A 24,785-nucleotide genomic window follows, 5' to 3' on the forward strand; every position below is an offset into this window, starting at 1 on the left:
CCCTACCTTACTTGCGGAACGGGAAGTCAAAGGCAGCCAGCAGAGCACGGCCTTCTTCGTCAGATTTCGCAGTAGTGGTAATGGTAATATCCAAACCACGCACGCGGTCGACTTTATCGTAGTCGATTTCTGGGAAGATGATCTGCTCACGGACACCCATGCTGTAGTTACCACGACCATCGAATGACTTAGCGGACAGGCCACGGAAGTCACGGATACGAGGTACAGCAATAGTGATCAGGCGCTCAAAGAACTCCCACATGCGTTCGCCACGCAGAGTTACTTTACAGCCGATCGGATAGCCCTGACGGATTTTGAAGCCTGCAACTGATTTGCGTGCTTTGGTGATCAGCGGTTTTTGACCGGAGATTGCTGTCAGGTCAGCTGCTGCGTTATCCAGCAGTTTCTTGTCAGCGATCGCTTCACCAACACCCATGTTCAGGGTGATCTTCTCGACCCGAGGGACTTGCATGACAGAATTGTAGTTAAACTCAGTCATGAGTTTCTTAACTACTTCGTCTTTGTAGTAATCATGCAGTTTCGCCATCGTACTACTCCAAATTACTTGATAGTTTCGCTGTTAGACTTGAAGAAACGGACTTTTTTGCCGTCTTCGAATCTAAAGCCTACACGGTCAGCCTTGCCGGTTGCCGCATTGAAGATTGCAACGTTAGAAACCTGAATAGCAGCTTCTTTTTCAACGATGCCGCCTGGTTGGTTCAGGGCCGGAACCGGCTTCTGATGTTTCTTAACCAGGTTGATACCTTCAACAATGACCTTGCCGGAAGACAGGACATTTTTTACTTTACCGCGTTTACCTTTATCTTTACCGGTTAACACGATAACTTCGTCATCACGACGGATTTTCGCTGCCATGATTCGCTCCTTAGAGTACTTCTGGTGCCAGAGAGATAATTTTCATGAACTTCTCAGTACGAAGTTCACGAGTTACCGGCCCAAAGATACGCGTGCCGATTGGCTGCTCGCTGTTATTGTTCAAAATAACGCATGCATTACCATCGAAGCGAATGACAGAACCGTCAGGGCGACGAACACCCTTCTTGGTGCGCACCACTACCGCTTTCAGCACATCACCTTTTTTGACCTTACCACGTGGAATTGCTTCTTTGATGGTGATCTTGATGATGTCGCCTACGCCTGCGTAGCGACGGTGCGAGCCACCCAGAACCTTGATACACATTACGCGACGTGCACCGGAGTTGTCGGCGACGTTCAGCATAGTCTGTTCTTGGATCATTTTAGTGCTCCGCTAATGTCAACTACTACCTGAGACTCTAAAATCAGAGCCGTTAAAAAGCCCCATATCGAGGGCGCGGCATTATAACACCGCTTCTGCAATATGGGTAGAAAAAATAAACGGCTCATCGCTGAGCCGTTTATTCGTATCGAGAACGGGTACTGTATTACAGAACCGCTTTCTCTACAACGCGAACCAGCGTCCAGGACTTAGTCTTGGACAGTGGACGGCATTCACGGATTTCAACCTTGTCGCCGATACCACATTCGTTGTTCTCGTCATGTACGTGCAGTTTGGTCGTACGCTTGATGAATTTACCGTAGATCGGGTGTTTCACAATGCGTTCGATAGCAACAACGATGGATTTCTCCATTTTGTCGCTAACAACACGACCTTGCAGAGTACGGATTTTATCGGTCATTACGCACCCGCCTTCTCAGTCAGTAAAGTCTTAACGCGTGCAACATTGCGACGCACTTGCTTCAGCAGGTGGGTCTGTTGCAGCTGGCCACTTGCAGCCTGCATACGCAGGTTGAACTGCTCGCGCAGCAGGTTCAGCAGCTCAGCGTTCAGCTCTTCAACGCTCTTTTCACGCAGCTCTTTTGCTTTCATTACATCACCGTCTTAGTTACAAAGGTGGTTTTGATAGGCAGTTTCGCTGCTGCCAGGCCGAAGGCTTCACGGGCCAGCTCTTCCGGAACACCGTCCATTTCATACAGGACTTTGCCCGGTTGGATCAAGGCAACCCAGTACTCCACGTTACCTTTACCTTTACCCATACGAACTTCCAGCGGCTTCTCGGTGATCGGTTTGTCCGGGAATACACGGATCCAGATCTTACCTTGACGCTTAACTGCACGGGTCATTGCACGACGTGCTGCTTCGATCTGACGTGCAGTCAGACGACCACGGCCAACAGCTTTCAGACCGAAAGTGCCGAAGCTAACATCCGTACCCTGCGCCAGACCACGGTTGCGGCCTTTGTGCACTTTACGGAATTTTGTACGCTTTGGTTGTAACATCAGCGACGCTCCTTATTTACGGCCTTTACGCTGCTGCTTTTTAGGTTGAGCAGCCGGTTTTTCCGGTTGTTCAACAGCAGCCATACCACCCAGGATCTCACCTTTGAAGATCCATACCTTAACGCCGATTACACCGTAAGTGGTGTGCGCTTCAGAGGTGTTGTAGTCGATGTCAGCACGCAGAGTGTGCAGCGGTACGCGACCTTCACGGTACCATTCGGTACGTGCGATTTCCGCGCCGCCCAGACGGCCGCTAACTTCAACTTTGATACCTTTAGCGCCCAGACGCATTGCGTTCTGTACAGCACGCTTCATAGCACGACGGAACATAACACGACGTTCCAGCTGAGAAGTGATGCTGTCAGCAACCAATTTAGCGTCCAGTTCAGGCTTACGAACTTCAGCGATATTGATCTGTGCAGGAACGCCAGCGATATCCGCTACGACCTTGCGCAGTTTTTCTACGTCTTCGCCTTTCTTACCGATAACGATGCCAGGACGAGCAGTGTGAATAGTCACACGGATGCTCTTAGCTGGACGCTCGATAACGATACGAGATACAGACGCTTTAGCCAGTTCCTTCGTCAGGTACTGACGTACTTTAAAATCGCTGTCCAGGTTGTCAGCGAATTCTTTGGTGTTCGCAAACCAGGTAGAGTTCCATGGTTTTACAATACCCAGGCGAATACCATTAGGATGTACTTTCTGACCCATTGCTAGTCTCCAGAGTCTCAGCGATCGGACACAACCACAGTAATGTGGCTGGTGCGCTTCAGGATGCGATCTGCACGACCTTTCGCACGCGGCATAATGCGCTTCATGCTTGGGCCTTCATCTACGAAAATTTTCGCGACTTTCAGATCGTCGATGTCAGCGCCATCGTTGTGTTCAGCGTTAGCAATGGCAGATTCCAGTACTTTCTTGACCAATACCGCAGCTTTCTTGTTGGTATAGGTCAGGATGTCCAGGGCCTGCGACACTTTCTTACCGCGAATCAGGTCAGCAACAAGGCGAACCTTCTGTGCAGAAGAACGAGCATGGCGATGTTGAGCTAAAGTTTCCATCTCTTCCTCCTACCTTATTTCTTCTTCGCTTTTTTATCAGCAGCGTGGCCGCGATAAGTACGAGTCGGTGCGAATTCACCCAGTTTGTGACCAACCATTTCGTCGGTAACAAAGACTGGAACGTGCTGACGACCATTATGGACAGCGATGGTCAAACCGATCATGTTAGGAAAGATCGTTGAACGACGGGACCAAGTGCGCAGGGGCTTCTTGTCTCCGCTTTCCACCGCTTTCTCTACCTTCTTCAGCAAGTGCAGGTCAATAAAAGGACCTTTCTTGAGAGAACGTGGCATGGCTTATCCTCTAAAATTATTTGCTACGGCGACGTACGATAAATTTATCAGTACGCTTGTTGCTGCGGGTCTTCTTACCTTTGGTCTGAACGCCCCACGGAGTTACCGGGTGCTTACCAAAGTTACGACCTTCACCACCACCATGTGGGTGATCTACTGGGTTCATCGCAGTACCGCGAACGGTAGGACGAACACCACGCCAGCGTGCAGCACCAGCTTTACCCAGAACGCGCAGCATATGCTCAGCATTGCCAACTTCGCCCAGAGTAGCGCGGCAGTCTGCTTCGACTTTACGCATTTCACCAGAACGCAGACGCAGGGTGACATAAGCACCGTCACGCGCAACGATCTGAACGTAAGTACCCGCGGAACGCGCCAGCTGACCGCCTTTACCTGGTTTCATTTCTACGTTATGAACGGTAGAACCAACCGGGATATTGCGCATCGGCAGGGTGTTGCCTGCTTTGATTGCAGCATCAACGCCAGACTGAATCTGGTCGCCAGCTTTCAGGCCTTTAGGGGCCAGGATGTAACGGCGTTCGCCATCTTTGTACAGAACCAGCGCGATGTTCGCGGAACGGTTCGGATCGTACTCAAGACGCTCAACAACTGCTGGGATACCGTCTTTGTTGCGTTTGAAGTCAACAATACGATAAGCCTGCTTGTGGCCACCACCGATGTGACGAGTGGTGATACGGCCATTGTTGTTACGACCACCGGATTTGCTGTTTTTTTCCAGCAACGGAGCAAAAGGTTTGCCCTTGTGCAGCTCAGGGTTAACCACTTTAACTACGTGGCGACGACCCGGAGATGTCGGTTTACATTTAACAACTGCCATTGTATTACTCCTCCGACTTACTCAGCGCCGCCAACGAAGTCCAGGTTCTGGCCTTCTTTCAGGGTGACGTAAGCTTTTTTCCAGTCGCTACGACGACCGATACGCTGTCCGTGACGTTTAACTTTCCCTTTAACTACCAGGGTGTTAACGACTTCGACTTCGACTTCAAACAGTTTCTGCACAGCAGCTTTGATCTCTGCTTTGGTCGCGTCTTTAGCAACTTTGAGAACGATGGTGTTTGTTTTTTCCATCGCAGTAGACGCTTTTTCAGAAACGTGCGGTGCGCGCAGCACCTTCAGCAGACGTTCTTCACGAATCATGCCAGCATCTCCTCAACTTGCTTAACAGCATCAGCAGTCATTACGACTTTGTCGAAGGCGATCAGGCTAACCGGGTCGATACCAGTCGCGTCGCGTACGTCAACCTTGTGCAGGTTGCGCGCGGCCAGGAACAGGTTCTCGTCCAGCTCACCGGTGATGATCAGCACATCTTCCAGAGCCATGTCTTTCAGTTTCTGTGCCAGCAGCTTAGTTTTAGGCGCTTCTACAGAGAACTTCTCGACAACGATCAGACGATCCTGACGTACCAGCTCGGACAGGATGCTTTTCAGCGCGCCGCGGTACATCTTTTTGTTAACTTTTTGACTGTGGTCCTGTGGACGCGCAGCGAAGGTCACGCCACCTGAACGCCAGATCGGGCTCTTGATAGAACCTGAACGCGCACGGCCGGTACCTTTCTGGCGCCATGGCTTTTTGCCAGAACCAGTTACTTCAGCACGAGTCTTCTGAGCACGAGTACCCTGACGAGCACCAGCTGCATAAGCAACAACAACCTGGTGAACCAGCGCTTCGTTGAAATCACGACCGAAGGTAGTTTCGGAAACAGTCAGCGCGCTCTGCGCGTCTTTCAATACTAATTCCATTGCTATCCCCTTACGCCTTCACAGCTGGTTTAACGATCAGGTCGCTACCGGTTGCACCCGGGACCGCACCTTTAACCAGCAGCAGGTTGCGCTCAGCGTCAACACGTACTACGTCCAGGCTCTGAACAGTTACACGTTCGTTGCCCAGCTGACCTGCCATTTTCTTGCCTTTGAACACTTTGCCCGGAGTCTGGTTCTGACCGATAGAACCCGGAACGCGGTGAGACAAGGAGTTACCGTGAGTAGCGTCCTGGGTACGGAAGTTCCAGCGCTTAACGGTACCAGCAAAACCTTTACCTTTAGAGGTACCGGTTACGTCAACTTTTTTAACGTCAGCAAACAGCTCAACGCTAATGTCCTGACCTACGGTGAACTCTTCGCCTTCAGCAAGACGGAATTCCCACAGACCACGGCCAGCTTCAACGCCAGCTTTAGCGAAGTGACCCGCTTCTGGTTTGGTTACACGGTTAGCTTTTTTAGCACCAGTGGTAACCTGAATAGCGCGGTAGCCATCGTTAGCCAGATCTTTAACCTGAGTAACGCGGTTTGCTTCAACTTCGATTACGGTTACTGGGATAGAAACGCCATCTTCAGTGAAGATGCGGGTCATACCCACTTTTTTACCGACTAAACCAATCATTGTTTCAACCTCTCAATCGCTCGATGACCTGATTAACCCAGGCTGATCTGCACGTCTACACCGGCAGCCAGATCCAGACGCATCAGAGCATCAACGGTTTTCTCAGTTGGCTCAACGATGTCAACCAGACGCTTGTGAGTGCGGATTTCGTACTGATCACGCGCGTCTTTGTTAACGTGCGGGGAGATCAGAACGGTGAAGCGCTCTTTGCGGGTCGGCAGCGGGATCGGACCACGGACTTGCGCACCAGTGCGCTTAGCAGTCTCGACGATTTCCGCGGTTGATTGATCGATCAGACGATGATCAAACGCTTTAAGGCGGATACGGATTCTTTGGTTCTGCATGAGACCAGAGCTCCAATTATTTTATAAACGAAAATGATTACTCCTCAAACCCATTACGATTGATGGGAGAGTGTAACCGTTCTTACGTAGCTCCCCAATTGGGAGCATTGTTGAGTAACAAAATGAGTCACTCCGGTTCAGATTGAACCCGCCGTCAATTACGACAAGCCCGCGCATTATACGTAAATCTGGGCAAGACGCAAGTGCCGTTTAGAATTTAAGCGCTAAAGGTGTACCTTGCGTAAGGCCTCGCACTGTTTTCTGCAATCCGTCCCCTTTCTTCTGTTCTTATGAAACCACTACGCAATTACATTTTTTGGCTATTGCCAGGCATTCGTGGTGTGAAGAGTATTCGCTGAAATTCACCTTGAGGTTTCGTTCATGCTTACTCTCCTCCCCTTCCTGCTCATCTATTTTGTTCTCTCAGGTTTACTGGTGCGTGAAGATATTCGCTCAGGCATTCTCCCTGATAAATACCTCTGTCCCCTGTTATGGGCTGGTTTGCTCTATCAACTCTGTCTTCACCCTGATTTTCTGCCTGGCGCAGTGGTCGGGGCGATGGCAGGGTATGTCGGCTTTGCCATGATCTACTGGGGTTATCGGCTTATATTTCGCCGTGAAGGGATGGGCTATGGCGATGTGAAGTATCTTTCGGCACTCGGTGCATGGCATGGTTGGTGCGTGTTGCCCGAACTGGCACTGGTTGCCGCACTATTGGCGCTGCTCTACCTTCTTATGACTTCGTTGTTCAACCCTGCCAGACGGACATTAAAAAACCCACTGCCTTTTGGGCCATTTCTGGCGGCAGCGGGTTTATGCGTAGGTTGGCAGACGCTCGTTAATCTTCCACTTTAATCTGCGACTGGAGATAGTTTTGCAGGCCAATTTTGCCAATGAGATCCAGCTCGGTTTCCAGCCAGTCGATATGCCCTTCTTCATCGGCCAGAATCTGGATCATCATATCGCGGCTAACGTAGTCATGGACACTGTCTGCGTAGGCAATAGCTTCGCGAAGGTCTTTTGCGCCTTCAAGTTCAAGTCTGAGATCGGATCGCAGCATCTCTTCAACATCTTCACCGATGCCGAGTTTACCGAGGTCCTGCAGGTTGGGGATGCCTTCGAGAAATAAAATACGCTCGATATATTTATCGGCATGTTTCATCTCATCGATGGATTCGTGATACTCAACGTCGTTGAGGCGCATGAGGCCCCAGTTTTTAAACATTCTCGCATGGAGAAAATACTGATTGATTGCGACAAGCTCATTTCCCAATAATTTATTGAGATAACTTATGATTTTAACATCACCTTTCATTATATAGTCCCTCCGCTTCCACTCATTGAAGCGTAGATCGGGCTACAGGGATGTCAAAAAAAAGATGGGCGCTTACGCGATCTCTTTGTATTCCGGGATCTGCATCAGTTCATCCTGCATGATTTCACGCGCTGCGCGTACGCATTTACCGCATTGATTTCCCACTGGAACAAACTTGCGAAGTTGCTGGAAGGACTGTGGCTGAAACTGGCGAACGGCCTGACGTATTTTTGTGTCACTCACACCATTACATAAACAAACGTACATAAAGACTCCCGTTCAAAATATGCGCAAAGTGTAAGTGAGAATGGTTATGATTACAATAGCACAAACGCCAGTATACGGGGCGGGAGCAAACAAAAAATGCGAAAATTTGTGACAAGTACACACGCTAAGAAAACAAAAAAGGACGCCGAAGCGTCCTTTTTTTATTCGGGGATAATTAATTAGCCCAGAACTTTAGCAACAACGCCCGCGCCAACGGTACGGCCGCCTTCACGGATTGCGAAACGCAGACCGTCGTCCATCGCGATTGGGTGGATCAGAGTCACAACCATCTTGATGTTGTCGCCTGGCATTACCATCTCTACGGCCTTCTGGCAGTTCGATGGTACCGGTCACGTCAGTTGTACGGAAGTAGAACTGTGGACGGTAGCCTTTGAAGAACGGAGTATGACGGCCGCCTTCGTCTTTGGACAGGATGTACACTTCAGATTCGAACTTGGTGTGTGGCTTGATTGTAGCCTGGCTTCGCCAGAACCTGACCACGTTCGATTTCTTCACGTTTGATACCACGCAGCAGAACACCAACGTTCTCACCAGCACGGCCTTCGTCCAGCAGTTTGCGGAACATTTCAACGCCAGTACAGGTAGACTTCGCAGTCTCTTTGATACCAACGATTTCAACTTCTTCACCCACTTTGATGATACCGCGCTCTACACGACCGGTAACAACGGTACCACGACCGGAGATGGAGAATACGTCCTCGATTGGCAGCAGGAATGGCTTGTCAATCGCACGCTCTGGTTCTGGGATGTAAGAATCCAGGTAGCCAGCCAGTTCGATGATTTTCTCTTCCCACTCTGCTTCGCCTTCCAGCGCTTTCAGAGCAGAACCACGAACGATTGGAGTATCGTCGCCTGGGAAATCGTACTGAGACAGCAGTTCACGAACTTCCATCTCTACCAGTTCCAGCAGCTCTTCGTCATCAACCATGTCGCATTTGTTCAGGAACACGATGATGTAAGGAACGCCTACCTGACGACCCAGCAGGATGTGCTCACGAGTCTGAGGCATTGGGCCGTCAGTCGCAGCTACTACCAGGATCGCGCCGTCCATCTGCGCAGCACCGGTGATCATGTTTTTAACATAGTCGGCGTGACCTGGGCAGTCTACGTGTGCGTAGTGGCGAGTCGGGGTGTCATATTCAACGTGAGAGGTGTTGATGGTGATACCACGAGCTTTTTCTTCTGGTGCGTTATCGATCTGGTCGAATGCACGAGCAGAACCACCGTAGGTTTTAGCCAGAACGGTAGTGATTGCAGCAGTCAGGGTAGTTTTACCATGGTCAACGTGGCCGATAGTACCAACGTTGACGTGCGGTTTTGTACGTTCAAATTTTTCTTTAGACACGGCTATATTCCTTACTATAGTGCTCTCCCCTCAGGAGAGAGCACGGGACTTAGGTTTTAATCCTGTGGATTACTTACCACGGGCTTCAATAACGGCCTGAGCAACGTTGTTAGGCGCATCATCATACTTCAGGAATTCCATGGTGTATGATGCACGACCTTTGGTCAGAGAACGCAGCTGAGTTGCATATCCGAACATTTCAGACAGCGGAACTTCAGCGTGGATCTTAACGCCAGTTACTTCGGATTCCTGACCGCGCAGCATACCGCGACGACGGCTCAAGTCACCGATAACGTCACCGGTGTTCTCTTCAGGAGTTTCTACTTCAACCTTCATGATTGGCTCAAGCAGAACTGGTTTTGCTTTCTTAAAGCCTTCTTTAAAGGCAATAGACGCAGCCAGTTTAAACGCCAGTTCAGAGGAGTCAACGTCGTGGTAAGAACCGAAGTGCAGACGGATACCCATGTCAACAACCGGATAGCCAGCCAGAGGGCCCGCTTTCAGCTGTTCCTGGATGCCTTTATCAACGGCAGGGATGTATTCGCCAGGAATTACACCACCTTTGATGTCGTTGATGAACTCGTAACCTTTCGGGTTAGAGCCCGGCTCCAGTGGGTACATGTCGATCACAACGTGACCGTACTGACCGCGACCACCAGACTGCTTAGCGTGTTTACCTTCGATATCGGTAACTTTCGCGCGAATCGCTTCGCGGTAAGCAACCTGAGGTTTACCCACGTTCGCTTCAACGTTGAACTCGCGCTTCATACGGTCAACGATGATGTCCAGGTGCAGTTCACCCATACCTGCGATGATGGTCTGGTTAGATTCTTCATCAGTCCATACGCGGAATGATGGGTCTTCTTTCGCCAGACGGCCCAGAGCCAGACCCATTTTTTCCTGGTCAGCTTTGGTTTTTGGTTCAACCGCGATGGAGATTACCGGCTCAGGGAATTCCATACGCTCCAGAATGATCGGGTGATCCGGGTCACACAGGGTGTCACCGGTGGTCACGTCTTTCAGACCGATAGCTGCAGCGATGTCGCCCGCACGAACTTCTTTGATCTCTTCACGTTTGTTAGCGTGCATCTGTACGATACGGCCAAAACGTTCACGCGCCGCTTTCACGGAGTTCAGGATGGTGTCACCGGAGTTAACCACACCAGAGTAAACGCGGAAGAAGGTCAGGTTACCCACGAATGGGTCGGTAGCAATTTTGAACGCCAGTGCAGAGAACGGCTCGTCGTCGCTTGCGTGACGCTCAGCCGGAGTATCTTTACCGTCGTCCAGGATGCCGTTGATCGCAGGAACGTCAACCGGGGATGGCAGGTAGTCAACTACCGCATCCAGCATCGCCTGAACACCTTTGTTCTTGAACGCAGAACCACAGGTTACCAGGATGATTTCGTTGTTCAGAACACGCTGACGCAGAGCTTTTTTGATCTCTTCTTCAGTCAGTTCTTCACCACCCAGGTATTTCTCCATCAGCTCTTCAGAAGCTTCAGCAGCGGATTCGATCAGGTTCTGGTGCCATTCGTCAGCCAGGTCCTGCATCTCAGCCGGGATATCTTCGTATTCGAAGGTAACGCCCTGGTCTGCATCGTTCCAGTTGATGGCTTTCATTTTCACCAGGTCGATAACGCCGGTGAAGCCTTCTTCAGCACCAATTGCCAGCTGCAGCGGAACAGGGTTCGCGCCCAGACGGGTTTTGATCTGACCAACAACTTTCAGGAAGTTAGCACCCATACGGTCCATTTTGTTAACGAACGCGATGCGTGGAACTTTATATTTGTTCGCCTGACGCCATACGGTTTCAGACTGTGGCTGAACACCACCAACTGCGCAATAAACCATTACCGCGCCGTCAAGAACACGCATGGAACGTTCTACTTCGATGGTAAAGTCAACGTGCCCAGGGGTGTCGATGATGTTTACGCGATGCGGTTCGTACTGCTTAGCCATACCTGACCAGAATGCAGTAGTCGCTGCGGAGGTGATAGTAATACCACGCTCCTGCTCCTGTTCCATCCAGTCCATGGTGGCTGCGCCGTCATGAACTTCACCGATTTTATGGTTTACACCGGTGTAGAACAGAATACGTTCGGTAGTAGTGGTCTTACCGGCGTCGATGTGCGCACTGATACCGATGTTACGGTAGCGTGCGATGGGTGTTGTACGAGCCATTTGATTCCTCGTTTGTTTCTTTAGGCGTTCAGTTAAGTAACCCAGAGCGGGCAGCTTCTCTGAAGCGCCCGCCTGGTGACTAATACTCCGAAGGGATTACCAACGGTAGTGTGCGAACGCCTTGTTGGCTTCTGCCATACGGTGAACGTCTTCACGTTTCTTAACTGCAGTACCTTTGTTTTCTGCAGCATCAGAAAGTTCGTTCGCCAGACGCAGAGCCATGGATTTATCACCGCGTTTACGAGCAGCTTCAACGATCCAACGCATTGCCAGGGCATTACGACGAACCGGACGAACTTCAACTGGAACCTGATAAGTAGAACCACCAACGCGGCGGGACTTAACTTCTACAGTTGGGCGAACGTTGTCGAGAGCGACTTCGAAAGCTTCCAGTTCATTTTTACCAGAACGCTGAGCCAGGGTCTCCAGCGCGCTGTATACGATTGCTTCTGCAGTAGATTTTTTACCATCTACCATCAGGATATTTACAAATTTTGCCAGCAGTTCTGATCCGAATTTCGGATCTGGAAGAATTTTACGCTGACCAATGACGCGACGACGTGGCATGGGAATACTCCGTTGTTAATTCAGGATTGTCCAAAACTCTACGAGTTTAGTTTGACATTAAGATAAATCAGTTTGGCCTTACTTAACGGAGAACCATTAAGCCTTAGGACGCTTCACGCCGTACTTGGAGCGAGCCTGCTTACGGTCTTTAACACCTGAGCAGTCCAGCGCACCACGAACGGTGTGGTAACGAACACCCGGAAGGTCTTTAACACGACCGCCACGGATCAGGATCACGGAGTGCTCCTGCAGGTTGTGACCTTCACCACCGATGTAGGAAGTCACTTCGAAACCGTTAGTCAAACGCACACGGCATACTTTACGCAGTGCGGAGTTTGGTTTTCTAGGAGTGGTGGTATACACACGAGTACATACACCACGTTTCTGCGGGCATGCTTCCAGCGCAGGCACGTTGCTCTTTGCAACTTTGCGTGCACGTGGTTTGCGTACCAGCTGGTTAACTGTTGCCATTAAATAGCTCCTGGTTTTAGCTTTTGCTTCGTAAACACGTAATAAAACGACCTCATACAATATGAGGACGCGAAATTTTAGGGCTACGTCGAAAAGGTGTCAAGAAATATACAGCGATCTCAAATCACCAGTTCATTTGACTGGCGTGCGTCACAGTAAGATTGACGAAATCAGTATAGCCAACCACGTCAATTTTGGCTGAAATTTGACCAGAAAGACCCCGCGCATCCAGATCGTCCTTTAGCGCAGAGACAGTTATGGGGGCATTTGTAAGGATTTCAACGAAACGGCTGCCTTCCAGCGCAGCAAGTACGCCATCCTGAATCAGCAGCAGGTCATCACCTTCGCGCAGCATGCTCAGTAGCGTGTCGATATCACATTGCCACGGTGAGCGGCTCAGGGTATGGAGCATGGCAGCCTCAGAAAGTCAGAACAGTGTCGTAGTGAGAGAGTTGTTCGCGCAGCGCAGCAGAAGACAGGCACGTGACATCCAGAACAAAAGGCGTCTTCTCATCTAATCCGCGAGCGGCCAGCGAGTCGGCACACACATAGAAGGTTTCAATGTCGTACAGCGGCAACACTTTAAAGGTGGCGATGTAATCCCGCATCAAAATCGCCTGCGGTTGCTGGCCCGCCAGAAGCTGAAACACCCCGTCCCCTAAAAAGAAGACGCCGATCTCCTCGGTCAATGCAGATGTCGCGAGCAGCGCGTCCAGCCCTTCTCGGCCCGATGCGCTACCGTGCGGGGCAGTGGTAAAAACAAACGCGATGCGTTTCATCAGAATTGCACCACTCGGTCACAGGTGAGCGCAGCCTGCGCCAGCGCGCCCAGACCACTTAGTGAAAATCCGGGCTGCAGGTTGGAAGCGGCTAAACCAAGACGCGCGGCTTCGATTGTATCAGCGACACCGCGACGCAGGGCCGCTGCCACGCAGATATGCAATTCAACACCCTGCGTCTCATTTAACGCCTGCCAGGCGCGCACCAGATCAAACTCATCGCTGGCCGGCGACGTAAACTGGTTCGCGTTATAGACCCCTTCCCGATAAAAGAAGACGCTCACCAGTTCATGTCCGGCTTTTAGCAGCGCCTGGGCAAATTGCAGCGCGCTGCTGGCCTGCTGAGTGCCATACGCCGGGCCTGTCACCATTAACGCAAAACGCATTACTTATCTTGCCCCAGGAAATCACCGCTTTTGAACTGGCGAATATAGAGGTAGACCGTATGTTTGGAAATGTTCAGGCGGTCAGCCACCTGATTGATGGCGTCTTTGATATCAAAAATGCCTTTTTCATAGAGATTCAGCACGATCTGACGGTTCTTGGCGTTGTTCGATACGTTGCGATCGGCATTCACCTCTTCAATCGTGAACTCCAGCGTCTGCGTGACGAGATCCTCAACTGAAGAGGCAAAGTTAACAGAAGAGCCCACGTCTGGCGTTTCAGGCGGAATAAAGGTGCTCATGATTTGCGAGAATGGCACATCAAGGTTCATGTTGATGCACAGCAGTCCGATCACACGATGCTCGCGATTTCGAATAGCAATGGTTTCTGATTTCATCAGCACGCCGCTTTTGGCGCGAGTGAAATAGCATTTGGAGACGCTGCTGTCCGCGCCGGTCATGTCATGCAGCATACGCAATGCAAGGTCGGTAATTGGCGAACCAATTTTACGGCCAGTATGCTCACCATTAGCAATGCGGATGGCGGAACACTTCAGATCTTGCAGGGAGTGCAATACGATTTCGCAGTGGGACCCAATGAGCATCGCTAACCCGTCCACCACCGCTTCGTAGGATTTCAGAATATCGAAGTCGGTCTGGTCGAAAGGACGTTGATCCAGCAAATCAAGTTCACTGGTTTCGTTGGTTAAAAGCGACCTGGACATGAAAAAAACACTCCTTTTCAGGAGCCTGTCGTTAGGTTTTCAGGGCAGGCTCATTATCTACACGGACAACTAAATTAATACAGCGTACCTGGCACTTTCCAGTGTTAATTATATCTGCCCCACAATAAAAAAAACCGCCGCCTTAAAGGCGGCGGTTTTCATCACATTACTTCTTCGCGTCTGCGGCAGCTTTTTGATCTGCCTGCGCTTCTGGTTTCGCATCGGCTTTCGGTGCCGGTTTGATATCCAGCAGCTCTACGTCAAACACCAGCGTAGAGTTGGCAGGGATACCCGGAACGCCGGTTTTGCCATAGGCCAGATCCGGTGGGATAACCAGCTTGATCTTACCGCCTTTCTTGATGTTTTTCAGACCTTCGGTCCAGCCTGGGATCACACCATCCAGACGGAAGGAGAGCGGCTCACCGCGGGTGTAGGAGTTATCGAACTCTTTACCGTCGATCAGCGTACCTTTGTAGTTCACCACGACAGTATCGCTGTCTTTCGGTGCATCACCGGTACCTTCTTTCTCAACTTTGTATACCAGGCCGGTAGAAGAGGTTTTTACGCCCTTCTCTTTAGCAAAGGTATCGCGGTAGGCTTTGCCTTTCGCTTCGTTGTCTTTCGCGTCCGCTTCCATCTTCGTCTGAGCGGCACCTTTCACACGCGCTTCGAACGCCTGCAGAGTCTGTTCAATTTCCTGGTCAGACAGTTTGCTCTTATCAGCAAACGCATCCTGAACACCCGCGATCAGCTGAGCTTTGTCCAGTTTGATGCCCAGTTTCTCTTGTTCTTTCAGAGAATTTTCCATGTAACGACCCAGAGATGCGCCCAGTGCGTAGGCAGATTTCTGGTCGTCATTTTTGAACGCCGCTTTGCTGTCTGCAGTTGCAGCAGGCTTCGCAGCAGTATCAGCAGCGAAGGACAGCGGCGCGTTCAGCGCAACAGCCATCGTCGTCGCCAGCAGCGTTACTTTAAACAGTGATTTCATCCATATCTCCAGGGCCTGGGGACTCTCACCCCAGCATTAAACGTAAATGAGCTACGTACTATAAAACGTTGTGGAAGAAATCTACAGACAGACTCTCCCGATTCTCGCCACTTTTAAGACTATTTTTGTTTAAATAAGTTTCTTGCCAAAGGGATGGATACTGCACTAAGGAACAAACTCAGTTAAACTTCGCCGCCGCTGGCCCATTATGGCGAATCAGAAACAGACGAGGTGAATGATGAAGGACACAACGATTGAAGCGAGACTGGCTGAACTGGAAAGCCGCCTGGCTTTTCAGGACATCACCATCGAAGAGCTTAACCAGACCGTGACCGCGCATGAACTCGAAATGGCGAAACTGCGGGATCATATGCGCCTGCTGACGGAAAAGCTGAAGGCTACGCAGCCGTCAAACATCGCCTCACAGTCTGAAGAGACGCCACCACCTCACTATTGAGGCGAAAAAAAAGCGGGATAATCCCGCTTTTTTATTTTCCGTTATACGGAATTAGTGGCAGCCACAGCCGCCGTTACCGCAACCACCTTTACCGTGGTCGTGACCATGGTCGTGGCCGTGGCCACCGCAGCAGCCGTCATGGCCGTGATCGTGGTCATGGTCGTGACCGTGCGCACCGTGAACGTGGCCATGAGCCAGCTCTTCTTCGGTTGCTTCACGGATAGCGACAACTTCTACGTTGAACTTCAGGTTCTGGCCAGCCAGCATATGGTTGCCATCAACCACAACGTGGTCGTCTTCAACTTCAGTAATTTCAACCGGAACCGGGCCCTGGTCAGTTTCCGCCAGGAAGCGCATGCCAACCTGCAGTTCGTCAACGCCCATGAACACGTCTTTAGGAACGCGCTGAACCAGGTTGTCGTCATACTGGCCGTATGCGTCGTTCGCGCCTACAGCAACGTCAAATTTATCGCCAACTTCATGACCTTCCAGCGCGTTTTCCAGGCCGGAAATCAGGGAACCGTGACCATGCAGGTAGTCCAGCGGCGCACTCACCGGAGACTCATCAACCAACACACCGTCTTCTGTACGTACCTGATAAGCCAGGCTGACCACCAGGTCTTTTGCTACTTTCATGATATCTCCTGAGCGTGGGAAAATTGCTGGCGCAGATTGTAGCGGAAATCTGCACCCGTGTACCCTTTAGCTTAAAAAAACTCAGGGCATATCGCTAGTCCGGATGAAAAATGCCGATCACTTGCTCTTCTTTGCGTACATGATCGCGCGCTTCTTTGTCGGCCTCACGCATCTGGTGGCCGCACTTAACACACTCAACAACATCAATATTATTTTCACGCCACATTGCCAGAGTATCTTGCGCCTGGCAGGAGGGGCACTTTGCGCCCGCAATAAAGCGTTTACGTACAGCCATATTTGGTTACCCTTTATTCAAATTCGTCCCAGCCGTCCAGCTGGCGTCGTTCCTGCTGCATCTCGCGCTGGAAAATCTCCTCCAGCTCGCGACGCGCTTCCCGCACGCGGGAAATCTGCGCCGTATCCGTGTGTACGGGCATCAGCTCGCGCAGCATTCGCATATCCAGCCGTCGGAAGTGCATCTGGGCCCGCTGCGCCTGATGCGGGTGCATACCCAGCGAAATCAACGCTTTGCGCCCCAGCTCCAGCGCACTGGAAAACGTCTCACGCGAGAAGTGTTTCACACCCGCCTGCAACAGTTCGTGCGCTTCAACACGTCCCCGCGCACGCGCCAGAATATGCAGATGCGGGAAATGCTGCTGGCAGAGTTCGACCAGCTTCATCGTATCTTCCGGATCGTTACAGGTTATGACGATCGACTCCGCCGCCTCCGCACCTGCGGATCGCAGCAGTTCGAGCTGCGTCGCATCGCCGTAGTAAACCTTATAACCATATTTGCGCATCAGGTTGACCGCGCTGATATCCCGCTCCAGCACCGTGATGCGCATTTTGTTCGCCATCAGCAGACGACCAATCACCTGCCCGAAGCGGCCAAACCCCACCACAATCACCTGCGGCTTATCGTCTTCCACCCACGGGGCTTCGTCTTCATCGTCAGCCGGGTTTAAGCGGCGCGACAGCAGTTTATCCACCAGCTTCATCAGCAGCGGTGTGGTCATCATCGACAGCGTGACCGTCACCAGCAGAAGCGCCATCTGATCGTCTTTGAACAGTTTCTGGGACGATGCCGTAGAGAACAGCACAAACGCGAACTCTCCCCCCTGGCTTAGCACGCTGGCAAACTGCATACGTTCCGAACTGCGCAGCCCGGATATACGCGCCAGGACATACAGCACCAGCGTTTTCACCGCCACCAGCACAGCCACGCTCACAATAACCCACAGCAGATGGGTATAGAGCACACCGAGATTGAGCGCCATGCCCACCGAAATAAAGAACAGCCCTAACAGCAGCCCTTTAAAGGGTTCGATCGCAATTTCCAGTTCGTGGCGGTATTCGCTCTCGGCGAGCAGCACCCCGGCGATAAACGTACCCAGCGCCATCGACAGCCCCAGCGCGTCCATAAACAGCGCAGAGCCTAATACCAGCAGCAGCGTTGCGGCGGTAAACACCTCGCGCACGCCTGACGCGGCGATGAAGCGGAACACCGGCCGCAGCAGAAAACGTCCCCCAATTAGCATGCTCGCAAAAGCCAGCACCTTCATGGAGACTTTTGCCCAGTCAAAGTGATCGTCACCCGGCCCGGCCAACAGCGGCACCAGCGCTAACGCCGGGATCACCGCTAAATCCTGAAACAGCAGCACCGAAAAGCCCAGTTGCCCCGACTCACTGCGGTTCATGCCCTTATCCCGCATCAGCTGCAATGCCATCGCCGTTGAGGACATGGCAAGGCCAATACCGCCGATGGTCGCCGCCTGCCACGAAAAGTCAGTGAGCATCAGCAACCCGGCCAGAATGGCCGCGCTGAACAGCACCTGCGCCGCACCAACGCCAAAGATAGAGCGCCGGAGCTGCCACAGCTTTGACGGATTCAGCTCCAGGCCAATGATGAACATCAGGAAGACCACACCCAGCTCGGAGAAATGGAGAATTTCATCGACATCGCTGATGAATCCCAGCCCCCAGGGGCCAATCGCGATCCCCGCCAGCAGATACCCGAGTACCGCGCCAATACCGAGCCGTGCGGCCAACGGTACAGCCACCACCGCGGCAAACAAAAACAGCACCCCGGCGAGGAGTAAATTCGATCCTTCCATTAACGCCCTCCTGCCGGAATCGGTGATGCCAGCCATTCGCCATACGCTCTGGCGTGGCTCGCCAGCTCCTTCGGATCCTGACGCCGTGCCCAGTAGACAATAATCGGGCTCATCCAGTGCATTCGGCACATCGCCGCCGTCAGTTCAAACGGTCGCAGGATATCGCTCATCGGATAACGGTTAAGGCCATCGTAGCGGTAGGCGCTCTCCGGCTCACCGGTGGTAATCACACTACGCCAGTACTTTCCCGCCAGTTGGTTGCCCCCCACCCCGCTGGAAAACCCCCGGCTCAGCACCCGATCCAGCCACTCTTTCAGCAGGGCCGGACAGCTATAGGTATAGAGCGGATGCTGGAACACAATCACATCATGCTGACGCAGCAATTCCTGCTCGTACGGAATATCGATAAAGAAATCAGGGTAGTGCGCGTAGAGATCGTGCACCGTCACGTTACTGAGCTGAGTAGCCGGCTTAAGCAGGACGCGGTTTGCCACCGAGTCCTGAGATTCCGGATGGGCATACAGCAGCAGCACTTTTGCTGTCTGAGACATCACTCCCCTCCCGGTTCTGTTTCTGTTTTTGTGTATCGTCGTTGTTTTGGGCTACCATGGCGGCCCGGTGCGGAAAATGGCCCACACCTTACATTATCATAATGACAAATTAACATAGTCGGAACATACGGCGCTTCTATGATTGTTTTCTCCTCGTTACAAATTCGCCGCGGCGTGCGCGTCCTGCTGGATAACGCCACCGCCACCATTAATCCAGGTCAAAAAGTGGGTCTGGTCGGCAAAAATGGCTGCGGTAAATCCACCCTGCTGGCGCTGCTGAAAAACGAGATTAGCGCGGATGGCGGTAACTTTACTTATCCGGGAAACTGGCAGCTCGCCTGGGTAAACCAGGAGACGCCCGCCCTGAGTGAGCCGGCGCTCGACTATGTTATTGATGGCGATCGTGAATACCGTAAGCTGGAAGCGGAACTGAACGCCGCCAACGAGCGCAACGATGGCCACGCCATCGCCACTGTCCACGGCAAGCTGGACGCCATCGACGCGTGGACCATTCGCTCCCGCGCCTCCAGCCTGCTCCACGGTCTGGGGTTCAGCAACGAACAGCTTGAACGTCCCGTCAGCGACTTCTCCGGTGGCTGGCGTATGCGTCTTAACCTGGCGCAGGCGCTGATCTGCCGCTCCGATTTGCTGTTGCTCGATGAACCGACCAACCACCTCGATCTCGATGCGGTCATTTGGCTGGAGAAGTGGCTCAAGAGCTATCAGGGCACTCTGATTCTGATCTCCCACGACCGCGACTTCCTCGATCCGGTGGTGGATAAAATCATTCATATCGAACAGCAAAATATGTTCGAATACACCGGAAACTACAGCTCTTTCGAACGCCAGCGGGCAACGCGCCTCGCCCAGCAGCAGGCGATGTACGAAAGCCAGCAGCAGCGCGTGGCGCATCTGCAGAGTTTTGTTGACCGCTTCAAGGCCAAAGCCTCAAAGGCCAAGCAGGCCCAGAGCCGCATCAAGATGCTGGAACGCATGGAGATGATTGCCCCGGCGCACGTGGATAACCCGTTCCACTTCAGCTTCCGCGAGCCGGAGAGCCTGCCAAACCCGCTGCTGAAGATGGAAAAAGTGAGCGCCGGATACGGCGATCGCATCATCCTCGACTCCATCAAACTCAACCTGGTACCGGGTTCGCGCATTGGTCTTCTGGGGCGTAACGGTGCCGGTAAGTCAACGCTCATCAAACTGCTGGCGGGCGAGCTTAACCCGGTAAGCGGCGAAATCGGTCTGGCGAAAGGCATCAAGCTTGGCTACTTCGCCCAGCATCAGCTGGAATTTTTACGCGCGGATGAATCCCCTATCCAGCATCTGGCGCGTCTGGCGCCGCAGGAGATGGAGCAGAAGCTGCGCGACTACCTCGGCGGCTTTGGCTTCCAGGGTGATAAGGTCACTGAAAACACAGAGCGTTTCTCCGGCGGCGAAAAAGCGCGTCTGGTGCTGGCGCTGATCGTCTGGCAGCGCCCGAACCTGCTGCTGCTCGATGAACCGACCAACCACCTAGACCTTGACATGCGTCAGGCGCTGACCGAAGCGCTGATAGAGTTTGAGGGCGCGCTGGTTGTGGTCTCGCACGATCGTCACCTGATCCGCTCCACCACGGACGATCTCTATCTGGTGCACGACGGTAAAGTCGAGCCGTTTGACGGCGACCTGGAAGACTATCAGCAGTGGCTGACGGACGTGCAGAAGCAAGAGAACCAGCCGGAAGAGTCGGCGAAAGAGAACGCCAACAGCGCGCAGGCGCGTAAAGATCAGAAGCGTCGTGAAGCTGAACTGCGTACTCAGACTCAACCACTGCGTAAAGAGATTGCCCGTCTCGAAAAAGAGATGGAAAAGCTCAACGCCACGCTTGCCGCCGTTGAAGAGAAGCTGGGCGACAGCGAACTGTATGACCAGAGCCGTAAAGCGGAGCTGACCGACTGTCTGCAAACCCAGGCGAAGACCAAATCCAGCCTCGAAGAGTGCGAAATGGCATGGCTGGATGCCCAGGAACAGCTGGAAGCGATGCTGCAGGCTGACTGACACGCCGGGAGGGTTATGGGTTTCGATATCACGAGCGACATTACATTCCGTAAGCTCAGCATCTTCATGACGTTTATGGAGAAGGGCAATATCGCGCGTACTGCCGAAACGCTGGGTCTGAGCGGCGTCAGCGTGCATCGTGCACTGCATACTCTGGAAGAGAACGTTCGCTGTCCGCTCTTTACCCATAAGGGACGTAACCTGATTGCCCTTCCGTCCGCCTGGACGCTGCTGGAGTATTGTCAGGAGGTTATGCAGGTGATGGAGCGCGGGCTGGAAGAGTCCCGTAAAGTCGCCGGTATTGGTCAGGGACGGTTGCGCGTCGGCACGCTCTACTCGCTGACGCTGGAAACCGTGCCGCGCCTGATCATGGGCATGAAGCTGCGTCGCCCGGATCTGGAGATGGATCTGACCATGGGCTCCAACGATACGTTGCTGCATATGCTTGACGACGGTACGCTGGACGCGATCCTCATCTCGATTTCCGAAAGCAATATCGACCGCAACAGCCTTGAAGTCCTGCCCCTGTTTCATGATGACATTTTCCTGGCCGCGCCTGCCTCTGCCACGCTGAATACCAGCGGGCTGGCGGATTTACGCGATTACAAAGATCAGAAATTTGTCTCGCTGGCAGAAGGGTTTGCCACCTATGCGGGGTTCCAGGAAGCATTTCATATCGCCGGATTTGAACCGGAAATCGTCACCCGCGTGAATGACATTTTCTCAATGCTCAGCCTGGTTCAGGCGGGCGTCGGCTTTACGCTGATGCCGGGCAGGATGAAGAAGGTCTACGAAAATTCGGTGCAGCTACTGAAGCTGGCAGAACCGTACCAGATGCAGCAGCTTATCGCGATTGTGTTCGCCCGCAACCGCGAGCAGGACCCGAGCCTGCGGGCATTAGCCGCCGAAGGGCGGATGTATGCGCGCAGCCTGCAGGAAAGTGTGTGATACAAAACAAGGCAACCGAACCCGTAGGCCCGGTAAGGCGTAGCCGCCACCGGGCTAAAAATTCACGCACGAAGCCTTCCTGCCAGATGCACCGCCACATCCACACCGCTGCGCTCGAGTGATATGGTCTCCCCTTCCCACGCCGCCTGACGTGTCAGGCAGGTCAGGACGCCACCGGGCGGCATCTCGATCGCCAGCCGGGCTTCGCGTTCGTTAGCGGAAATCATCGCCTCCTGCCAGCGCACCGTACGCGCCATGTTCATCGCCAGATCGTCCGCGATCTTTTCCGGCTGCCAGAGCACGCGCCCGGTGCTGCCGCTCAGGTACGCACAGCGTGGACGAGCCAGCGTGACGGACTCAAACGCCGCCGCCAGCTTTTGTGCCGGCTCCGCCAGCAGTTCACAATGGGATGGCACGCTGACTGCCAGCCTTTGCACTTTGCTCGCCCCCTTTTCCAGGGCGCGTTTTGCCACCTGCGCCATCCCTTCATCGGATCCGGCAATGACGATCTGCGTTTCGGCATTCAGGTTAGCAATATACGTTCCGCTACCCTCGATAAGCTGTTCCACCTGCGGCAGGGTTAAGCCCATGATGGCCGTCAGGCCGTAGCCGTGGGGCCAAGCCTGCTCCATCAGGTCGCCACGCAGCGCCACCAGCTTAAGGGCGTCCGTAAATTCCAGCGCCCCTGCTACTACCGCCGCGGGATAAGCACCAATCGATAAACCGCTGACGATGTCAGGCGACACGTCACGTCGCTCCAGCTCGCGCGCCCATGCGACGCCAGCAATGAGCAGGGAAAGCTGAACCGCACGGGTATGGGTTAACGAGGCGGCACTGTCCAGCGTATCAACTTCGGCACCCAGCACCTCACGCGCCTGAGCCAGTTCCGTTCCCGGCAGGTTTTGCAGCATACCTTCATGCTGCGTACCCTGCCCCGGAAAGGTAAACAGTATTTTCATCACTCCTCCCTGCGCCATGGGTCAACCACCAGGCGTGGCCCACGGCGGGTTTTCAGCAGCGTTTTGCCATCGCGCAGCCACTCCGCCAGCGCGAATCCGCCCTCTGGCGTATCCACCTGGGTATCAGCCCGGCACAGCGCACCACTCAACTGCGACTGCCAGGCGGTAAACGCGTCGGGAGATATCGGCTGCGGGGCGCGGATCAGCAGATCAAGATCGCTGTCGGCATGGATCACCGGAATGCCGGTCGCCAGGGCATAGCCGGTGCTGCCGGTTATGCCCCACGTCCACGGCCACGGCTGCTGCGCAAGCTGTAACGCCACCTGAACCGGTGGCTCGGTGACAAACGGCGAACGCAGCAGATCGGCGGTGACGCACAGCTCTTCAGGTGACACCACGCGTAACACATTCCCGGGCTTCACCCATCCGGCCGCCCGCTGGTCGCGGCGCAGTCCGCGCACGCCAACGGGGATTCGGTCATCGTTATCAACATCACGCCGCACCACCACCGGCAGGCCGGTATGCCAGGCGGCATCCACCCAGGTTTCAGTAATACCTTCCAGCGCGTCGCGCGAGGTAAGCCAGATGAGGTCGTGGGGGCGTAATGTTGTGGTCATGATTACATTCCTGAAGTCAGCGAGATAAACAGCGGCAGCGACAGGATACACAGGACTGAGCTTAACAGCAGTACCGCTTCTGCATCCGGTGACTGCACGCCAAAGCGGTTACCAAACACGACCCCGAAGAAGCCCGCAGACAGCGCAATCATCAGAATGGCGGTGATCGCCACGGAGCCGTGCAGACCGAAGATTAAAACGATACCCCAGGCAATGGCTGGCTGGATAAGCAGCTTAGCGATGGTGGAAGTGATCACCATGGTGTTGATCTGCAGCTTACGGGCAGAGAGGATCACCCCGGTCAGGAACAGCGCCGCAGCGGTGGCAGACAGCCCCAACGGTTTAATTGCAGAGAGGACCAGTTCCGGCATTGTGATGCCGATGGCGGATAAAATCACACCCAGCAGAGGCCCCATCACGATCGGTTTTTTAATGGATCGCCACATCAGCACCGGCAGCATAGAGAGGGTTGAGCCGGAGGTATTGCCCTCAGCGCGCGCTTTTTCCCGCTCCAGGATCAGCAGACAGAACGGCGTCATCAGCACGGACCCGCAGGCAATAGAGACCGCCACAGACAGAGACGTGGTAGATCCTTCACCCAGCACGCTGCCCAGAATCGGCAGGCCAAGCGCCGCATAGTTTGGCAGCGCGACGGTGAGCGTCAGCACGGCCGCATCCTGAGGGGATTTTTTAAAGACCTTCGTGGCAAGGAAATAGATGGCTGCGTAGGTGATCCACATCGCCAGAGTCAGTACCAGGATCAGCGGCGACTGCGCCACGATACCGGTCCACGGGGTTTGCACGGTCGCGCTGAACAGCGCGGCAGGCAGCGCAAAATCCATGACGAAGATATTGAGCAGGGAAACATTTTTGTTATCGACCATCTTTGCCTTACCGGCCCAGAATCCCAGCAGCATGATGACGAAAATCGGTGCGAGAGCATGAACAATTACGTAAGTCATAAATCACCTGTGATTAAAAAGAAGTAGCACTGGCGCGATGATTATTATTTTCAGGATGCAGTTTCCCGCACG

The 24,785-nt window shown here is 53.2% G+C and carries 35 protein-coding genes and 1 pseudogene; 4 read left to right on the plus strand and 32 right to left on the minus strand.

Annotation, left to right across the window (positions count from 1 at the left end; translation table 11 throughout):
- Nucleotides 1–7 precede the first annotated feature (7 nt).
- The 14 genes from rplE to rpsJ form a co-directional block, all read right to left on the minus strand.
- Entirely contained in the window at nt 8–547 is a 540-nt protein-coding gene (gene rplE / locus ECL_RS23395) for a 50S ribosomal protein L5 (protein WP_001096202.1), read from the minus strand.
- A 14-nt stretch (nt 548–561) separates the two neighbouring features.
- A complete protein-coding gene (gene rplX / locus ECL_RS23400; protein ID WP_000729185.1) occupies nt 562–876 on the minus strand; it encodes a 50S ribosomal protein L24 in 315 nt (104 codons plus the stop codon).
- Nucleotides 877–886: 10 nt separating this feature from the next.
- Nucleotides 887–1,258, minus strand: a complete 372-nt coding sequence (gene rplN, locus ECL_RS23405; protein WP_002919748.1) for a 50S ribosomal protein L14 — start codon at nt 1,256–1,258, stop codon at nt 887–889.
- 166 nt (nt 1,259–1,424) lie between these two features.
- The gene (rpsQ, locus tag ECL_RS23410; protein WP_008503489.1) at nt 1,425–1,679 is read right to left on the minus strand and encodes a 30S ribosomal protein S17; all 255 of its coding nucleotides are present in this window, start codon (nt 1,677–1,679) and stop codon (nt 1,425–1,427) included.
- Nucleotides 1,679–1,870 (minus strand): 50S ribosomal protein L29, encoded by a 192-nt coding sequence (gene rpmC / locus ECL_RS23415; protein WP_013099027.1) that lies wholly within the window; start codon nt 1,868–1,870, stop codon nt 1,679–1,681. Before rpmC ends, rpsQ begins: the two co-directional genes overlap by 1 nt.
- Entirely contained in the window at nt 1,870–2,280 is a 411-nt protein-coding gene (gene rplP / locus ECL_RS23420) for a 50S ribosomal protein L16 (RefSeq protein ID WP_002919759.1), read from the minus strand. Before rplP ends, rpmC begins: the two co-directional genes overlap by 1 nt.
- Nucleotides 2,281–2,292: 12 nt before the next feature.
- Nucleotides 2,293–2,994 (minus strand): 30S ribosomal protein S3, encoded by a 702-nt coding sequence (rpsC, locus tag ECL_RS23425; protein ID WP_000529945.1) that lies wholly within the window; start codon nt 2,992–2,994, stop codon nt 2,293–2,295.
- A 17-nt stretch (nt 2,995–3,011) separates the two neighbouring features.
- Nucleotides 3,012–3,344, minus strand: coding sequence for a 50S ribosomal protein L22 (rplV, locus tag ECL_RS23430; protein ID WP_002919773.1), 333 nt, complete (start codon nt 3,342–3,344; stop codon nt 3,012–3,014).
- A 14-nt stretch (nt 3,345–3,358) separates the two neighbouring features.
- On the minus strand, nt 3,359–3,637 hold the full coding sequence (rpsS, locus tag ECL_RS23435) for a 30S ribosomal protein S19 (protein WP_001138117.1): 279 nt from the start codon (nt 3,635–3,637) through the stop codon (nt 3,359–3,361).
- A gap of 16 nt (nt 3,638–3,653) precedes the next feature.
- Nucleotides 3,654–4,475, minus strand: coding sequence for a 50S ribosomal protein L2 (gene rplB, locus ECL_RS23440; protein WP_000301859.1), 822 nt, complete (start codon nt 4,473–4,475; stop codon nt 3,654–3,656).
- 17 nt (nt 4,476–4,492) lie between these two features.
- Nucleotides 4,493–4,795, minus strand: a complete 303-nt coding sequence (rplW, locus tag ECL_RS23445; RefSeq protein WP_000617546.1) for a 50S ribosomal protein L23 — start codon at nt 4,793–4,795, stop codon at nt 4,493–4,495.
- The gene (gene rplD, locus ECL_RS23450; protein WP_000424395.1) at nt 4,792–5,397 is read right to left on the minus strand and encodes a 50S ribosomal protein L4; all 606 of its coding nucleotides are present in this window, start codon (nt 5,395–5,397) and stop codon (nt 4,792–4,794) included. The genes rplW and rplD overlap by 4 nt, the downstream gene beginning before the upstream one ends.
- Before the next feature lie 10 nt (nt 5,398–5,407).
- The gene (gene rplC, locus ECL_RS23455) at nt 5,408–6,037 is read right to left on the minus strand and encodes a 50S ribosomal protein L3 (protein WP_003863274.1); all 630 of its coding nucleotides are present in this window, start codon (nt 6,035–6,037) and stop codon (nt 5,408–5,410) included.
- 32 nt (nt 6,038–6,069) lie between these two features.
- Nucleotides 6,070–6,381 (minus strand): 30S ribosomal protein S10, encoded by a 312-nt coding sequence (rpsJ, locus tag ECL_RS23460; RefSeq protein WP_001181005.1) that lies wholly within the window; start codon nt 6,379–6,381, stop codon nt 6,070–6,072.
- 381 nt (nt 6,382–6,762) lie between these two features.
- On the opposite strand from rpsJ, the gene ECL_RS23465 reads away from it, so the two are divergent.
- On the plus strand, nt 6,763–7,236 hold the full coding sequence (locus tag ECL_RS23465; RefSeq protein ID WP_013099028.1) for a prepilin peptidase: 474 nt from the start codon (nt 6,763–6,765) through the stop codon (nt 7,234–7,236).
- On the opposite strand, the gene bfr is transcribed toward ECL_RS23465, so the two are convergent.
- The 11 genes and pseudogenes from bfr to fkpA form a co-directional block, all read right to left on the minus strand.
- Nucleotides 7,220–7,696 carry a bacterioferritin gene (gene bfr, locus ECL_RS23470; protein WP_013099029.1) on the minus strand — a complete coding sequence of 159 codons (477 nt, stop codon included), beginning with the start codon at nt 7,694–7,696 and terminating at the stop codon, nt 7,220–7,222. The two genes, ECL_RS23465 and bfr, sit on opposite strands and share 17 nt — an antisense overlap.
- Before the next feature lie 72 nt (nt 7,697–7,768).
- Nucleotides 7,769–7,963 (minus strand): bacterioferritin-associated ferredoxin, encoded by a 195-nt coding sequence (bfd, locus tag ECL_RS23475; RefSeq protein ID WP_013099030.1) that lies wholly within the window; start codon nt 7,961–7,963, stop codon nt 7,769–7,771.
- 179 nt (nt 7,964–8,142) lie between these two features.
- Nucleotides 8,143–9,329, minus strand: a pseudogene (gene tuf / locus ECL_RS23485) (elongation factor Tu).
- A 69-nt stretch (nt 9,330–9,398) separates the two neighbouring features.
- A complete protein-coding gene (gene fusA, locus ECL_RS23490) occupies nt 9,399–11,513 on the minus strand; it encodes an elongation factor G (RefSeq protein ID WP_013099032.1) in 2,115 nt (704 codons plus the stop codon).
- 96 nt (nt 11,514–11,609) lie between these two features.
- Nucleotides 11,610–12,080 carry a 30S ribosomal protein S7 gene (gene rpsG / locus ECL_RS23495; RefSeq protein WP_003861706.1) on the minus strand — a complete coding sequence of 157 codons (471 nt, stop codon included), beginning with the start codon at nt 12,078–12,080 and terminating at the stop codon, nt 11,610–11,612.
- A gap of 96 nt (nt 12,081–12,176) precedes the next feature.
- Nucleotides 12,177–12,551: a 30S ribosomal protein S12 gene (gene rpsL / locus ECL_RS23500; protein WP_001319024.1), complete on the minus strand. Its 375-nt coding sequence runs from the start codon at nt 12,549–12,551 to the stop codon at nt 12,177–12,179.
- A 124-nt stretch (nt 12,552–12,675) separates the two neighbouring features.
- Nucleotides 12,676–12,963, minus strand: coding sequence for a sulfurtransferase complex subunit TusB (gene tusB / locus ECL_RS23505; RefSeq protein WP_013099033.1), 288 nt, complete (start codon nt 12,961–12,963; stop codon nt 12,676–12,678).
- A gap of 7 nt (nt 12,964–12,970) precedes the next feature.
- A complete protein-coding gene (tusC, locus tag ECL_RS23510; protein WP_013099034.1) occupies nt 12,971–13,330 on the minus strand; it encodes a sulfurtransferase complex subunit TusC in 360 nt (119 codons plus the stop codon).
- Nucleotides 13,330–13,716, minus strand: coding sequence for a sulfurtransferase complex subunit TusD (tusD, locus tag ECL_RS23515; protein ID WP_013099035.1), 387 nt, complete (start codon nt 13,714–13,716; stop codon nt 13,330–13,332). The genes tusC and tusD overlap by 1 nt, the downstream gene beginning before the upstream one ends.
- On the minus strand, nt 13,716–14,438 hold the full coding sequence (locus tag ECL_RS23520; protein ID WP_003861697.1) for a helix-turn-helix transcriptional regulator: 723 nt from the start codon (nt 14,436–14,438) through the stop codon (nt 13,716–13,718). The genes tusD and ECL_RS23520 overlap by 1 nt, the downstream gene beginning before the upstream one ends.
- A 166-nt stretch (nt 14,439–14,604) precedes the next feature.
- Nucleotides 14,605–15,426, minus strand: coding sequence for an FKBP-type peptidyl-prolyl cis-trans isomerase (gene fkpA / locus ECL_RS23525; RefSeq protein WP_013099036.1), 822 nt, complete (start codon nt 15,424–15,426; stop codon nt 14,605–14,607).
- Nucleotides 15,427–15,664: 238 nt separating this feature from the next.
- On the opposite strand from fkpA, the gene ECL_RS23530 reads away from it, so the two are divergent.
- Nucleotides 15,665–15,883, plus strand: coding sequence for a protein SlyX (locus ECL_RS23530; protein WP_003861693.1), 219 nt, complete (start codon nt 15,665–15,667; stop codon nt 15,881–15,883).
- A gap of 51 nt (nt 15,884–15,934) precedes the next feature.
- Here the strand turns inward: ECL_RS23530 and slyD are convergent, their stop codons facing one another.
- The 4 genes from slyD to kefG all read right to left on the minus strand — a co-directional run bounded on the left by slyD (nt 15,935) and on the right by kefG (nt 19,184).
- Complete coding sequence (gene slyD, locus ECL_RS23535; RefSeq protein ID WP_013099037.1) at nt 15,935–16,519, minus strand: peptidylprolyl isomerase; 585 nt, start codon at nt 16,517–16,519, stop codon at nt 15,935–15,937.
- 94 nt (nt 16,520–16,613) lie between these two features.
- Nucleotides 16,614–16,814: a YheV family putative zinc ribbon protein gene (locus ECL_RS23540; protein WP_013099038.1), complete on the minus strand. Its 201-nt coding sequence runs from the start codon at nt 16,812–16,814 to the stop codon at nt 16,614–16,616.
- 13 nt (nt 16,815–16,827) lie between these two features.
- The gene (kefB, locus tag ECL_RS23545) at nt 16,828–18,633 is read right to left on the minus strand and encodes a glutathione-regulated potassium-efflux system protein KefB (RefSeq protein WP_013099039.1); all 1,806 of its coding nucleotides are present in this window, start codon (nt 18,631–18,633) and stop codon (nt 16,828–16,830) included.
- A complete protein-coding gene (gene kefG / locus ECL_RS23550) occupies nt 18,633–19,184 on the minus strand; it encodes a glutathione-regulated potassium-efflux system ancillary protein KefG (protein WP_013099040.1) in 552 nt (183 codons plus the stop codon). Before kefG ends, kefB begins: the two co-directional genes overlap by 1 nt.
- Nucleotides 19,185–19,322: 138 nt before the next feature.
- Between kefG and ECL_RS23555 the strand changes: the two genes are divergently transcribed.
- Both ECL_RS23555 and ECL_RS23560 read left to right on the plus strand, forming a co-directional pair.
- Complete coding sequence (locus tag ECL_RS23555) at nt 19,323–21,227, plus strand: ABC transporter ATP-binding protein (RefSeq protein ID WP_013099041.1); 1,905 nt, start codon at nt 19,323–19,325, stop codon at nt 21,225–21,227.
- Nucleotides 21,228–21,242: 15 nt separating this feature from the next.
- Nucleotides 21,243–22,175 (plus strand): LysR family transcriptional regulator, encoded by a 933-nt coding sequence (locus tag ECL_RS23560; RefSeq protein WP_013099042.1) that lies wholly within the window; start codon nt 21,243–21,245, stop codon nt 22,173–22,175.
- Nucleotides 22,176–22,237: 62 nt separating this feature from the next.
- Here the strand turns inward: ECL_RS23560 and mdcH are convergent, their stop codons facing one another.
- Genes mdcH through ECL_RS23575 form a run of 3 tightly spaced genes read right to left on the minus strand, consistent with a single transcriptional unit; the run spans nt 22,238 to nt 24,713 of the window.
- Entirely contained in the window at nt 22,238–23,134 is an 897-nt protein-coding gene (gene mdcH / locus ECL_RS23565; protein WP_044157699.1) for a malonate decarboxylase subunit epsilon, read from the minus strand.
- Complete coding sequence (locus tag ECL_RS23570; RefSeq protein WP_013099044.1) at nt 23,134–23,751, minus strand: malonate decarboxylase holo-ACP synthase; 618 nt, start codon at nt 23,749–23,751, stop codon at nt 23,134–23,136. Before ECL_RS23570 ends, mdcH begins: the two co-directional genes overlap by 1 nt.
- A gap of 2 nt (nt 23,752–23,753) precedes the next feature.
- Nucleotides 23,754–24,713, minus strand: coding sequence for an AEC family transporter (locus tag ECL_RS23575; protein WP_013099045.1), 960 nt, complete (start codon nt 24,711–24,713; stop codon nt 23,754–23,756).
- Nucleotides 24,714–24,785: the final 72 nt, after the last annotated feature.

Source organism: Enterobacter cloacae subsp. cloacae ATCC 13047, assembly GCF_000025565.1.
Classification (GTDB): Bacteria; Pseudomonadota; Gammaproteobacteria; order Enterobacterales; family Enterobacteriaceae; genus Enterobacter; species Enterobacter cloacae.

Bases quoted from the DNA above. Each gene is read 5' to 3' on its own strand.
- rpsS (WP_001138117.1), bottom strand. From the start codon at position 3,637: ATGCCACGTTCTCTCAAGAAAGGTCCTTTTATTGACCTGCACTTGCTG.
- tusB (WP_013099033.1), bottom strand. From the start codon at position 12,963: ATGCTCCATACCCTGAGCCGCTCACCGTGGCAATGTGATATCGACACG.
- rplV (WP_002919773.1), bottom strand. From the start codon at position 3,344: ATGGAAACTTTAGCTCAACATCGCCATGCTCGTTCTTCTGCACAGAAG.
- rplE (WP_001096202.1), bottom strand. From the start codon at position 547: ATGGCGAAACTGCATGATTACTACAAAGACGAAGTAGTTAAGAAACTC.
- mdcH (WP_044157699.1), bottom strand. From the start codon at position 23,134: ATGAAAATACTGTTTACCTTTCCGGGGCAGGGTACGCAGCATGAAGGT.
- rpsG (WP_003861706.1), bottom strand. From the start codon at position 12,080: ATGCCACGTCGTCGCGTCATTGGTCAGCGTAAAATTCTTCCAGATCCG.
- kefG (WP_013099040.1), bottom strand. From the start codon at position 19,184: ATGTCTCAGACAGCAAAAGTGCTGCTGCTGTATGCCCATCCGGAATCT.
- fkpA (WP_013099036.1), bottom strand. From the start codon at position 15,426: ATGAAATCACTGTTTAAAGTAACGCTGCTGGCGACGACGATGGCTGTT.
- ECL_RS23555 (WP_013099041.1), top strand. From the start codon at position 19,323: ATGATTGTTTTCTCCTCGTTACAAATTCGCCGCGGCGTGCGCGTCCTG.
- bfd (WP_013099030.1), bottom strand. From the start codon at position 7,963: ATGTACGTTTGTTTATGTAATGGTGTGAGTGACACAAAAATACGTCAG.
- rpsQ (WP_008503489.1), bottom strand. From the start codon at position 1,679: ATGACCGATAAAATCCGTACTCTGCAAGGTCGTGTTGTTAGCGACAAA.
- ECL_RS23570 (WP_013099044.1), bottom strand. From the start codon at position 23,751: ATGACCACAACATTACGCCCCCACGACCTCATCTGGCTTACCTCGCGC.
- kefB (WP_013099039.1), bottom strand. From the start codon at position 18,633: ATGGAAGGATCGAATTTACTCCTCGCCGGGGTGCTGTTTTTGTTTGCC.
- rplX (WP_000729185.1), bottom strand. From the start codon at position 876: ATGGCAGCGAAAATCCGTCGTGATGACGAAGTTATCGTGTTAACCGGT.
- ECL_RS23560 (WP_013099042.1), top strand. From the start codon at position 21,243: ATGGGTTTCGATATCACGAGCGACATTACATTCCGTAAGCTCAGCATC.
- rplW (WP_000617546.1), bottom strand. From the start codon at position 4,795: ATGATTCGTGAAGAACGTCTGCTGAAGGTGCTGCGCGCACCGCACGTT.
- slyD (WP_013099037.1), bottom strand. From the start codon at position 16,519: ATGAAAGTAGCAAAAGACCTGGTGGTCAGCCTGGCTTATCAGGTACGT.
- rplD (WP_000424395.1), bottom strand. From the start codon at position 5,397: ATGGAATTAGTATTGAAAGACGCGCAGAGCGCGCTGACTGTTTCCGAA.
- bfr (WP_013099029.1), bottom strand. From the start codon at position 7,696: ATGAAAGGTGATGTTAAAATCATAAGTTATCTCAATAAATTATTGGGA.
- rpsC (WP_000529945.1), bottom strand. From the start codon at position 2,994: ATGGGTCAGAAAGTACATCCTAATGGTATTCGCCTGGGTATTGTAAAA.
- rpsL (WP_001319024.1), bottom strand. From the start codon at position 12,551: ATGGCAACAGTTAACCAGCTGGTACGCAAACCACGTGCACGCAAAGTT.
- rpsJ (WP_001181005.1), bottom strand. From the start codon at position 6,381: ATGCAGAACCAAAGAATCCGTATCCGCCTTAAAGCGTTTGATCATCGT.
- ECL_RS23530 (WP_003861693.1), top strand. From the start codon at position 15,665: ATGAAGGACACAACGATTGAAGCGAGACTGGCTGAACTGGAAAGCCGC.
- rplC (WP_003863274.1), bottom strand. From the start codon at position 6,037: ATGATTGGTTTAGTCGGTAAAAAAGTGGGTATGACCCGCATCTTCACT.
- rplB (WP_000301859.1), bottom strand. From the start codon at position 4,475: ATGGCAGTTGTTAAATGTAAACCGACATCTCCGGGTCGTCGCCACGTA.
- tusD (WP_013099035.1), bottom strand. From the start codon at position 13,716: ATGCGTTTTGCGTTAATGGTGACAGGCCCGGCGTATGGCACTCAGCAG.
- ECL_RS23520 (WP_003861697.1), bottom strand. From the start codon at position 14,438: ATGTCCAGGTCGCTTTTAACCAACGAAACCAGTGAACTTGATTTGCTG.
- fusA (WP_013099032.1), bottom strand. From the start codon at position 11,513: ATGGCTCGTACAACACCCATCGCACGCTACCGTAACATCGGTATCAGT.
- ECL_RS23465 (WP_013099028.1), top strand. From the start codon at position 6,763: ATGCTTACTCTCCTCCCCTTCCTGCTCATCTATTTTGTTCTCTCAGGT.
- rpmC (WP_013099027.1), bottom strand. From the start codon at position 1,870: ATGAAAGCAAAAGAGCTGCGTGAAAAGAGCGTTGAAGAGCTGAACGCT.
- rplP (WP_002919759.1), bottom strand. From the start codon at position 2,280: ATGTTACAACCAAAGCGTACAAAATTCCGTAAAGTGCACAAAGGCCGC.
- tusC (WP_013099034.1), bottom strand. From the start codon at position 13,330: ATGAAACGCATCGCGTTTGTTTTTACCACTGCCCCGCACGGTAGCGCA.
- ECL_RS23575 (WP_013099045.1), bottom strand. From the start codon at position 24,713: ATGACTTACGTAATTGTTCATGCTCTCGCACCGATTTTCGTCATCATG.
- rplN (WP_002919748.1), bottom strand. From the start codon at position 1,258: ATGATCCAAGAACAGACTATGCTGAACGTCGCCGACAACTCCGGTGCA.
- ECL_RS23540 (WP_013099038.1), bottom strand. From the start codon at position 16,814: ATGGCTGTACGTAAACGCTTTATTGCGGGCGCAAAGTGCCCCTCCTGC.